The 6,712-nt window shown below is 42.0% G+C and carries 2 protein-coding genes and 2 pseudogenes; 3 read left to right on the top strand and 1 reads right to left on the bottom strand.

Annotated features, from left to right (window positions below):
• Positions 1-184: 184 nt before the first annotated feature.
• Positions 185-2,038 carry an ATP-dependent zinc metalloprotease FtsH3 gene (gene ftsH3, locus H6G40_RS17645; RefSeq protein WP_002737367.1) on the bottom strand — a complete coding sequence of 618 codons (1,854 nt, stop codon included), beginning with the start codon at positions 2,036-2,038 and terminating at the stop codon, positions 185-187.
• 284 nt (positions 2,039-2,322) lie between these two features.
• Here ftsH3 and H6G40_RS17650 point away from each other — a divergent pair.
• From H6G40_RS17650 to H6G40_RS17660, 3 genes and pseudogenes are all read left to right on the top strand, one after another.
• Positions 2,323-3,570: pseudogene (locus H6G40_RS17650) on the top strand (RNA polymerase subunit sigma-70).
• A 2-nt stretch (positions 3,571-3,572) separates the two neighbouring features.
• Positions 3,573-4,700 carry a DUF1822 family protein gene (locus H6G40_RS17655; protein WP_069475350.1) on the top strand — a complete coding sequence of 376 codons (1,128 nt, stop codon included), beginning with the start codon at positions 3,573-3,575 and terminating at the stop codon, positions 4,698-4,700.
• A gap of 15 nt (positions 4,701-4,715) precedes the next feature.
• Positions 4,716-6,416 (top strand): annotated as a pseudogene (locus H6G40_RS17660) (CHASE2 domain-containing protein); the annotation flags it as partial.
• Positions 6,417-6,712: the final 296 nt, after the last annotated feature.

The following is a 6,712-nucleotide window of genomic DNA, read 5'->3' on the forward strand; positions in this document are numbered from 1 at the left end:
TTGCCTTTTGCCTTTCCTGATATGTAGCCTATACTCAACGGATTTAGTATCATATCTCAAATCAGCAACGCCTGTTAAGCTGATTAACAGCTGATCAGCAAGAAATTAAGTTTGTCATTAATTTTCATTTAACAAAAAAACAGCACCCATCAGGATGCTGTTTGTCAAGAAAATGTTACAAAACTTAAGCTAAAGCCGCCATTTTCACCTCGTTATGAGCGAGGATATTTTGTAACTCCTCCGCGTCCACGGTTTCTTTTTCCACTAACATTTGCGCTAACTGATCCAAGATGGCGCGGTTATTGACTAAAACCTCTTTAGCGCGACGATAGGCCTGTTCTACTAGGTTACGCACCTCCTCGTCAATAGCTGCCGCAGTTTCATCGGAGAAATCTCGATCGGAAGCGATATCACGACCTAGGAAAACATTACCATTTTGACGACCTAAAGCCACCGGTCCGAGGCGATCGCTCATTCCGAAACGAGTTACCATTTGCCGCGCTACTCGTGCCACCTGTTGCAGGTCATTAGAAGCACCCGTAGTTACTTCCTCCTCACCGAAGATAATTTCTTCAGCTAAACGACCCCCCAAAGCTACAGCCATCTGATTTTGCAGATAAGCGCGAGAATATAACCCGGATTCCATGCGATCCTCGCTAGGAGTGAACCAAGTTAAACCCCCAGCGCGACCGCGAGGAATAATACTAATTTTCTGGACAGGATCATAATCCGGCATTAAAGCACCCACCAAAGCGTGACCAGCTTCATGGTAAGCAACTAAAGTTTTGCGTTTTTCGCTCATGACGCGATTTTTCTTCTCAGGGCCGGCCAAGACACGATCAATCGCATCGTTGATCTCATCCATGGAAATCTCGGTTAAATTGCGACGTGCCGCTAAAATTGCGGCTTCGTTGAGCAAATTAGCCAGATCCGCACCGGTAAAACCGGGGGTACGACGGGCGATTTTATCGAGATCCACGTCTTGGGCCAAAGTTTTGCCTCTGGAGTGGACATTAAGGATTTCCTTACGGCCAGCGTAATCGGGACGATCCACCACCACTTGGCGATCGAAACGACCCGGACGTAATAAAGCGGCATCCAGCACATCAGGACGGTTAGTGGCGGCGATAATGATAATACCTGTATTACCTTCAAAACCGTCCATTTCCGTTAATAATTGGTTGAGGGTTTGTTCCCGTTCATCGTTACCACCCCCTAAACCGGCACCCCGTTGACGACCGACAGCATCAATCTCATCGATAAAGACGATACAAGGTGCATTCGCTTTCGCTTGTTCAAATAGGTCGCGGACGCGAGACGCACCCACCCCGACGAACATTTCCACGAATTCCGAACCGGAAATGCTAAAAAACGGGACTCCTGCTTCTCCAGCTACTGCGCGAGCGAGTAGGGTTTTACCAGTCCCCGGAGGACCGACTAAAAGGACTCCTTTGGGGATTTTTGCCCCAATTGCCGTGAAGCGATCGGCATTTTTCAGGAAGTCCACCACTTCGTTTAATTCTAATTTTGCCCCTTCAATCCCGGCCACATCACCGAAAGTAACCTGGGTTTGGGGTTCCATCTGTACCCTTGCTTTCGATTTGCCGAAGTTCATCGCTTGGGAACCGGGACCACTTTGGGCGCGACGGAGCAAGAAAAATAGACCAACAAGAAGTAAAATCGGGAAAAAGAGGCTACTGAAGGCTCTTACCCATACTCCTTCTTCTCTTTGGGGCAGTACGGAAATATCAACGTTATTTTCTGCCAAGATGTTGATTAATTGCGGATCGTTGGGCAGGTTAACTAATACATTTGCTCCATCTTGGGTGGGTACGATCGCTCGTTGCCGGTCGGCACTTAAGCGCACGGTTTCTACTTTACCTTCCCGTACTTCCTGTAAAAATTCACTATACTTCCAAGTTTGTTGCACTGCTGGCTGGCGATCGAAGAAAGCTGAGGCCAAGGCAAGGACTACGATTAACAATAGGGCATATAGTCCCGCATTGCGCCATTTTTTGTTATTACCGTTTTTGTTCACGCTGTCGAACTCCTGATAAATTGAGGATGATCTTATCGGTTGTTAAGGGGTTGTTAACTTATGTTAACGTTTCTCAGGAACAGTGGACAGGTTTTTTTTAAAAGATGCCCCTCGTAGTCCTCCCTGGGGGTTAGCTGTTGGGGGTTGGCAGTGGGTAAAAAAGCCATTTACTGTGACTCTCCTCGACCGAGTATGATCAATTTGTAACAAAATGCCAAAATACTGCATAAAAGCTGCAAGTGGAACGATAGAGAGTTTAGTTGACCTCCACGGGGACTAGCTAGATGAAAAAACGAGAGACTTTGCTGGAGAAGTTTTGTTGCTTTTTAGTTTTGCAGCAAAATAGGACAGAATGGAATTGCGATCGGCGTTTGCGTCGTAACATGGAAAGCTATGGCCCAATCGATCCTAATGTCGATTCAGAGGAGTATTGGGCCCTATTCTTTCAGCAACAGTATCAGAATCCCGGTTCCCAAAATCATCTTTTCCGTGGGCATTTATACGCTTATTTACAGGAACCTTGCTACTGGGCTGCTGCCGAAATCTATCAAAAATATCAAGCTAAACTAGATTATCAGATCGAAGACTACTTTAACGAAGGAATTCTTGGTTTTGAGGCTATCTTAGCTGACTTTAAGCCTTTATTCTCTACTCGCTTCGATAATTTTGCCACTCAGAGGATTAAATATCGCTTAATCGATCGCATCCGTCAGATTAGTCAAGCATTCGGCCATAATACTTGGAGCCTACTACTTAATTCTACCTGAGCGCGTCTCAGCCAAGCTCTCCTGGCGAGGGGATTAGTGGGGGAAACTCTCGAAAATTACCTTTTAGCTTGGGATTACTATAAAGAAATTTATGCCCAGGCAAAAATAAAAACCGATGGTAAAATTCAGGAACCTAGTCCAGAAATCTGGCAAAAAATCGCCGCTGCTTATAACTCGGATAGCCACTCTACCATCAAAATCAATTCTGCGACAATTACCCGATGGTTAAAGGATGCGGGACAAGCTATTTTTGATTATTTATTTCCCCAAGGAAAAACAATTTCTCTACAGCAACCTTTAGGGGGTGAGGAAAGTAGCACGAGGGAGGAAATGATCGAAGATACTGACCATGATACCCCTTGGCAGCAATTAGAAGCGGCGGAAAATTTTCGCGAGTCGCAACAAAATCACCAAAAAATTCTAGCTTGGTTACGCGCAGAAATTTCACAGATTTGTCAGCAGCCGCAACAGGCAAAACTGCATCCGCAAATTCAGTTAATTCTAGAGATGACTTATGGTTCAGGGTTGGGACAAGTGGCAATTGCCGCTAAGATTACAGAAATCACCACGGTGGTTATCAAACAATATCAGGTTTCTAGGGAACTGGATAAAGTTTATCGTCACCTCGCTAAAAAGTTTTTACCCTGGGCCAGCGAAAACCTGCATATTCCTTTCCAGTCCCACGATAGAGAAGTTATTAGTAAGGCAATAGAACCATGGCTAACATACTACTATCAAACCAGCGCAACAACTCAGGAGGATTAATTATGGTTAATGATTGGTTAGAACTAACTCCTGATAGCATTTGGCTAGAAATACCCGCAGATATTCAAGAGATAAGTTGGGCAAAAAGTGCCAGTTTTACTGATGCCAGTATTCGTCAGAGATTTTATATTAATTATCTCTGTCAACAAGTTATTTTTAACTATCTACAGTCAGGGATGCCTGGGGTTAGCTTAGTAGAAAATCAAGAGGATTTCTGGCAACTAGGAGTTAATGGTTTTACCGTTAAATTAGGCGAAAAGTCAGTAATAGTTATTGCCAGCGAAACTCTGGATCTAGAAGCGATCAAAATTCCTCAAGAATGGGTAGATATTCCTCAATTAATTGGTGATTATTATCTAGCGGTACAGGTAAACACTGCCGAAAGTTATCTGAGAATTTGGGGTTCTACTACCCATAAAGATATTAAAGAAAAAGGACAATATATTAAGCGCAATCTTAACTACTCTCTACCGAGAAATCAACTGCAATCAGGATCATATTCTTTGGATTTATGGGAAGAGTGTCAATGGCAACCAGTTAAGATTGAACGGGAAAAGATGGAAGAAAAACTATCTTTAGATAGATTGACAACCTTACTAGACATCTTAGCTAATCCTCAGTTAATCTTTCCCAGAAAAGCCGTTACTTTTCAGGAATGGGCAGCAGTAATCGTCAATAGTAACTGGAGAAAAATTTTAATTACCCGTCGGCAAAAATCCCCCGTCAAGTTAACCAATTGGTTTACTGATAATTTCCCCATTGATTGGCAAAGTATCCTCAATTTTAGCTCACTGTCACTGGTTCCAGCTTTCAAAAATACAGAAATTAAACGCATCAAAGATTTAGGAGTAGAATTACTGGGAAATCCCCTCGCTTTGATGATTACTATCGCTAAAACTGAAGAAGTATTTAGCCTGCAAGCGACTGTTTACCCCACCGGAGAAACAAGCACTTTACCCACCCATTTAAAATTAACTATTCTCACCGAAACTGGTCAGGTTTTTCGAGAAGTAATTGCCACAGATAACGATGAATTTATTCGTTATCGATTTGATGCTGAATTGGGGGATAAATTCTTCATTGAAGTGGCCTTAGAATCGGCAAGAGTAACCGAATATTTACAAGTATAAGCGAGGAAAAACTTAATGATTAAACTCTTAACTCTCGAACTAGATGGCACATTCGATCGGGGATTTAAAGTAAAATTAGAAATTCGTCCCGATCTTAATTCTCGTCCCCAAACTGTGATCAAAGCAAGGCTACCAGCTAATTTAGAGTTATTAACTTTTTACCGTCAATGGCAACGTCACTATAGTGAATTAGAGGGATTTTTTAAAGTCTTAAAAGATAGCAATCCCCAACAAATTACCAATAGTTCTCAGCAGAGTTTAGTTTTTAAAAACTGCCAAGAAAAAGCCAAATTATTTGAGGATAACTTAAACAAATGGTTGAATAATAGCCCAGAATTTGAACCGATCAAAACCGCAATTCTGCGCTCTGGCAATAACTTTCGTATCTGGGTACAAACCGATAATATTTGGCTGCAAAGATTCCCCTGGGAAAAATGGGAAATTCTCCAAAATACTGGCGCAGATATAGCCATTATTGTCTCAGAATACGATACCTTAGCCAGACAATTAAAAAATCATGAAAAAATTCGGATTTTAGCCATTTTAGGCTATGCCACCGACTTAAAATTTCTCGAAGAAGATCGCAAAACTTTAGACGATATTGCGGGAAAAGCAGGAGCCGAAATTATCTGGGAAAAAGCCCCCCACCCGCAAAAATTAAATCAGTTATTGCGTCAAGAAACTTGGAATATCCTCTTTTTTAGCGGTCATAGTGCCAGTACAGAAAATGGTCAAGATTGCGAAATTCAACTAACAGAAACTCATAAATTAAAGATAGCTGATTTTAGCTTTTCCCTGGGAGAAGCCACTAAAAACGGGTTAAAGTTAGCGATATTTAACTCCTGTGATGGTATCGGTTTAGCACAACAACTATCACGGGAAAAAGGGATGGCATTACCCCATCTAATCTTTATGCGCGAGAAATTACCCGATCCTGTTTCTCCCAAATTTCTGCAATACTTTTTAACCGCTTTTACCAATAATAAATCTCTCTATAGTGCCGTACATGAAGCCCAAAAAAATCTCCACGATGATTGGGAAAAAGACTATCCCTGTGCCAGTTGGCTGCCCGTAGTTTGCCCCAATCCCACCGAAGAACCCCCCACTTGGCATAGTTTCAGTAACTCCCCTCAAAAACAACAAAATTGGCGACGATTTGCTCTAACTTTCGGTTTAGGTTTAGCCGTAACGATGACAGTCTTGGCAATAAGAGAAACAGGAATTTTAGAACCCTTAGAATTAAATATTTATGATCGCCTGATGCAACTAAAACCCAAAGATAAACCCGATGAAAGATTATTAATTATTACCATTGATCGCCAAGATTGGGCCTATCAAGATCGCATGGGTATGAAAAGACCAACAATACCCGGAAGCGATCGAAAACGTTCCCTCGCAGGAGAAGCATTATCGCAGCTTTTAAATAAATTACTGCCCTACGAACCGCAAATTATCGCCTTAGATATCCTCCGTCCCATCGCTGCCAGTCAAGATTATCCACCCCTAGCCAAACAATTACAAAATACTCCTAATTTTATCTCGATTTGTAAGTTTAATAATTACCCGCAACCGGACGGATTTCCCCCACCCCCGGAACTGCCAAAAAATCAGAGTGGTTTTAGTAACATAGTCCCAGACGAAACCATTGCCGGAGTTCCCCGAATTCGTCGTTTTTTATATCAGGCAAAACTCGATCGCACCTCTCCCTGTCTTCCCTAGGGCTGTTTCATTTAAATTAAGTACAGCTGATTTTGAGTCAATAAATTTAACTCAAAATTCTCAAGTTTATCTTTCTCTAATCAAAAGAGTTAGTCACAATAATTAATCTTTAATACCCTGCCAATATTTATTATGAATAGATGGATAAAGCTTTTTATCAAGCCACTAAAAGCCTATCTCTCGTGAAATTCCCTGAGAGTACATCCTGTTAATTTAGCTAATTTTTCTGCTTCTTACGTCGATAAAACTATCAGTTTTTCCCAACGTTCAGCTAACCACCTCTGTCCCTCCGT

Origin of the sequence: Microcystis viridis FACHB-1342 (genome assembly GCF_014698335.1) — a bacterium.
GTDB lineage: Bacteria > Cyanobacteriota > Cyanobacteriia > Cyanobacteriales > Microcystaceae > Microcystis > Microcystis ichthyoblabe_A.